The sequence below is a fragment of the Moorena sp. SIO4E2 genome, assembly GCF_010671945.1.
Lineage (GTDB): Bacteria > Cyanobacteriota > Cyanobacteriia > Cyanobacteriales > Coleofasciculaceae > Moorena > Moorena producens.
Window position 1 is genome coordinate 6671 of sequence record NZ_JAAHIE010000228.1, and the last position, 4365, is coordinate 11035.

The following is a 4365-nucleotide window of genomic DNA, read 5'->3' on the forward strand; positions in this document are numbered from 1 at the left end:
ACTGATTGAGTTTTCGGTGCAATCGGTAACGGCAGGAATTGATGCTCTTGGGGAAGTGACTATTCGTTTGCGGCACGATGAACGGGTCTATTCGGGTTATGCTGCCAGTACGGATATTATTGTGGCTTCAGCACAGGCCTATGTGAATGCGCTGAACCGACTGTATTCAGCCATGCAGAACGGTAAGTTGGGTAATGATCCTGAGTTATCGATAGGATCTAGAGCAGGGGTCTGATCTCAAATTGTTATGGAATTATAGCAAGTCTTATACCCATGAGGTACAACTTGATCCCCCTAAATCCCCCTTAATAAGGGGGACTTTGAGGTTGAGAAGCGTACCTCATAAATTCTAGAAACGCTATATCTAATATCTTACTGATTGAGTTTTCGGTGCAATCGGTAACGGCAGGAATTGATGCTCTTGGGGAAGTGACTATTCGTTTGCGGCACGATGAACGGGTCTATTCGGGTTATGCTGCCAGTACGGATATTATTGTGGCTTCAGCACAGGCCTATGTGAATGCGCTGAACCGACTGTATTCAGCCATGCAGAACGGTAAGTTGGGTAATGATCCTGAGTTATCGATAGGATCTAGAGCAGGGGTCTGATCTCAAATTGTTATGGAATTATAGCAAGTCTTATACCCATGAGGTACAACTTGATCCCCCTAAATCCCCCTTAATAAGGGGGACTTTGAGGTTGAGAAGCGTACCTCATAAATTCTAGAAACGCTATATCTAATATCTTAAAGTTTAAACCTCTGCATACTTTGCCTTTCAATATTCAATAATTGTCCCACTGGTTCAAACAGTGGGATTTCTTTTTGGTGAAACGTGTTTGTTGACACTCCCGACGACTTTATTGTTCGATAAAATAAGGTTTTATTTGCCAAAGTCTAGGTATAAGTTAGGAAATAGTATTGCGTATGTCAGCTGCCGAGCTAAACACTGACAGAAAACACCAACGTCACACAGAGTCAGGCTTTTACTATTTTGCTTATGGCTCTTGTATGTGTCCAGTAGATTTAAAGCGATCGCTTGGGGAAGATACTCATAATTTTGTGATTGGTACTGCTACTCTCAAGGATTATCATATTGGTTTTTATCGCAAATCTCGACGTCGTAATTGTGGGACGCTGGATGTGGTGAAAACTCCTGGGTCAAGGGTTGAAGGAGTTTTGTATCATTTACCTTGGCGGGTGAGTGAAGCTTTGGATCTGCGGGAAGAAGTGCCTCGCGGTGGCTACCGACAGGAAATGGTCAATGTCCACTGTCAAAATAAGTTGTATCAGGGCGTTCGGACTTATGTGGTGGTCAATAAGTTAGATCAGGAAATGGCTCCTAATGATTGGTATTTCCATGTGGTACTCCGGGGTGCTGTTACCTGTGGGCTATCTGAGGAGTATTGCTGGAAGTTGTTTGATCATATGCATCAGTTGCAACTAAAGGCGAGCTGAGGATTGCTAGCAAAGGGAACAGGGAACAGTTGATGTAGGGTGGGCAGTAAGTATCATCCGGATGGTAAGCTTTGGAATTGGTATTATTACTGCCCACCTTACGATTAATTTTACTCTATTTTACCATGAATTTTCTGTTGGTGGGCAGTGCCGATTTAACTGACTACAACCTTGAAAATTTCTAGGAAGCACTGCCCACCCTACGATTATTTTTACGATTAATTTTCTGTTGGTGGGCAGTGCCGATTTAACTTTATACAAGCTGGAAAATTTCTAGGAAGCACTGCCCACCCTACGATTATTTTTACGATTAATTTTCTGTTGGTGGGCAGTGCCGATTTAACTTTATACAAGCTGGAAAATTTCTAGGAAGCACTGCCCACCCTACGATTCTACGATTAATTTTACTGCCCACAATACGATTAATTTTATTTTGAATAAAACAGGTATTATTCAAAAGCTGAATTCTGAATACTTACCTATCAGATACACAGATTTTTTTTACTATTCCCTATTCCCTGTTCCCTGTTCCCTGTTCCCTAAAACCCAGGAATTTATACTAACCGAATTAAACAATATAGATTTACTCGTTATCAAAATTTATCCAATCTTTCCATTCTTGATTTTCTTGATAATAGTCTTTCATGGCTTCTGCTTGTTGGGCTAAAATGCGACGACGTTCTTCTAGGGGAAGTTGTTGAAAAGCTTGGCGTTCCATTGAATTATTTTGTGCGGTTTCAGGTACGATTAAAATCACTTCTATGGTTTGTCCTACCGGTAAATTGGGAAGGGAAATCTCAAGGCGGTTGCCTTGTTGAACGGTTGTGGTTAGATAGTGGGTTTGTTTCATTACAGCAGTTTTCAATTCGTTTAGGTATAAAGTCTTGGGTTTTAGGGAGTAGGGAGCAGGGAGCAGGGAACAGGGAGCAGTTGATGTAGGGTGGGCAGTGAGTATCATCCCGATGGTAAGCTTTGGAATTGGTATTATTACTGCCCACAATACGATTAATTTTATTATATTTTACCATGAATTTTCTGTTGGTGGGCAGTGCCGATTTAACTGACTACAAGCTGGAAAAATCCTAGGAATCACTGCCCACCCTACGATTATTTTTACTGCCCACAATACAATTAATTTTCTGTTGGTGGGCAGTGCCGATTTCACTTTATACAACCTTGAAATTTTCTAGGAATCACTGCCCACCCTACGATTATTTTTACTGCCCACAATACAATTTATTTTCTGTTGGTGGGCAGTGCCGATTTCACTTTATACAACCTTGAAATTTTCTAGGAAGCACTGCCCACCCTACGATTATTTTTACTGCCCACAATACAATTAATTTTCTGTTGGTGGGCAGTGCCGATTTCACTTTATACAACCTTGAAATTTTCTAGGAAGCACTGCCCACCCTACGATTAATTTTACTCTATTTTACAATTTATTTTAATTTATTTTCTGTTGGTGGGCAGTGCCGATTTCACTTTATACAACCTTGAAATTTTCTAGGAAGCACTGCCCACCCTACGATTAATTTTACTGCCCACAATACGATTAATTTTACTCTCCACAATCTCCATATTTCGTAATAATCAAAAAATTCTAAATCCCTTGACAAATGATTAACTTATAAATATATTAATAGTATGAACCATTTACAGGAGTCACGATTCATGACCAAGAACATTCCACCTAACTCGAATGAAAATAACACCCCAGAAAACCCTGGTCGCAAACCTAAGAAAGTCAAGCTGATCTTGATCGGTTCTCCTCAAAAAGTTTGGAAGACAATGTCTTGATGCAGTCGCTCATGGGGGGAACCCCCAAGACCGCGCTGCATCGCTTATTGCCCTTTATGGCCTTAAATACGCCTATCCCAACGAGTGGAGCACTCCCGAGCCTACGGGGAAGCCTGATGAGATTATGACTTTTTTGATTCGCTATTTTTACGTAGACTAGGATAGTAATTTGCCAGGGTTTTGACGCCCTGGCGACTATGAGTGCAATTTGTTTTGTGGAGGTTAGTTTACTGAGTTGGAATGTTGTTGTTTTGGATCAGTTGCTGAGGTAAGTGGTCAGTAGTCAGTGGTCAGCCGTCAGCCGTCAGCGGTCAGTGGTCAGCGGTCAGCGGTCAGCCTTTTGCTGATAACTGTTCGCGTAGCGTGCGCGTAGCGCTTAAGCTGATAGCTGATAGCTAATCAGCTGATAACTGATGGCTGATAGCTGATAGCTAATCAGCTGATAGCTGATAGCTGATAGCTGATAGCTGATAAGCTAAGCTTTAATTGTAGTGGTTTATATTATAGAATTCGGTCAAGCATTGGTTAACCAAACCTTGACCGATTTTTTTTTATTGGTAAGCAGTCAGCGGTCAGCGGTCAGCGATCAGCGGTCAGCGGTCAGTGGTCAGCATTATTCAAAAGCTTAGCTGTTTTATTCAAAAGCTGATATTTAATCTCTGATGGCTGATAGCTGATAGCACCTCAAGTAGCATCTCAAGTAGCGCATAAGCTGATAGCTGATGGCTGATAGCTGATAGCTGATAGCTTACAAACAAACTTCAGGTTACTTCATGGCACTTCACATTGGTGACGGTCGAAGAATATATTTGTGATTATTTTTTCACAGCTACACAAACGTTGTGAACTTGTTGTCTCAATCTGGCTCAACTAATGAATAATACTCTAAACTAATCATAGGACTACCGTAAGCTATCAGCTTAAGCGCTACGCGCACGCTACTTGAGGTGCTATCAGCTATCAGTTTATGGGCTATGGGCAAGCTACTTGAGGTGCTTATGGACTATGGACAAGCTACGGTAAGAGCTTTTGAATAAAACAGGTAAGCATTAATCTCAGTTATGGAAAGCTGACGGCTGACGGCTGACGGCTGAATGCTTACGGACTA

6 protein-coding genes are annotated in these 4365 nt (G+C 41.5%); 5 read left to right on the forward strand and 1 reads right to left on the reverse strand.

Annotation, left to right across the window (positions count from 1 at the left end):
• The 3 genes from F6K37_RS21475 to F6K37_RS21485 all read left to right on the forward strand — a co-directional run.
• Positions 1–235: alpha-isopropylmalate synthase regulatory domain-containing protein (locus F6K37_RS21475; protein ID WP_287252028.1), on the forward strand; the 235-nt coding region annotated here is incomplete at its 5' end.
• Positions 236–378: 143 nt separating this feature from the next.
• A complete protein-coding gene (locus F6K37_RS21480) occupies positions 379–609 on the forward strand; it encodes an alpha-isopropylmalate synthase regulatory domain-containing protein (RefSeq protein ID WP_502887765.1) in 231 nt (76 codons plus the stop codon).
• Positions 610–926: 317 nt separating this feature from the next.
• Complete coding sequence (locus F6K37_RS21485) at positions 927–1457, forward strand: gamma-glutamylcyclotransferase family protein (RefSeq protein WP_008190370.1); 531 nt, start codon at positions 927–929, stop codon at positions 1455–1457.
• 583 nt (positions 1458–2040) lie between these two features.
• Here the strand turns inward: F6K37_RS21485 and F6K37_RS21490 are convergent.
• Entirely contained in the window at positions 2041–2415 is a 375-nt protein-coding gene (locus F6K37_RS21490; RefSeq protein ID WP_287252031.1) for a hypothetical protein, read from the reverse strand.
• A gap of 716 nt (positions 2416–3131) precedes the next feature.
• On the opposite strand from F6K37_RS21490, the gene F6K37_RS21495 reads away from it, so the two are divergent.
• Positions 3132–3257, forward strand: coding sequence for a hypothetical protein (locus tag F6K37_RS21495; protein WP_287252032.1), 126 nt, complete (start codon positions 3132–3134; stop codon positions 3255–3257).
• Positions 3258–3748: 491 nt separating this feature from the next.
• On the forward strand, positions 3749–3886 hold the full coding sequence (locus F6K37_RS21500; RefSeq protein ID WP_008190365.1) for a hypothetical protein: 138 nt from the start codon (positions 3749–3751) through the stop codon (positions 3884–3886).
• Positions 3887–4365: the final 479 nt, after the last annotated feature.

Bases quoted from the DNA above. Each gene is read 5' to 3' on its own strand.
- F6K37_RS21485 (WP_008190370.1), top strand. From the start codon at position 927: ATGTCAGCTGCCGAGCTAAACACTGACAGAAAACACCAACGTCACACA.
- F6K37_RS21490 (WP_287252031.1), bottom strand. From the start codon at position 2,415: ATGATACTCACTGCCCACCCTACATCAACTGCTCCCTGTTCCCTGCTC.
- F6K37_RS21495 (WP_287252032.1), top strand. From the start codon at position 3,132: ATGACCAAGAACATTCCACCTAACTCGAATGAAAATAACACCCCAGAA.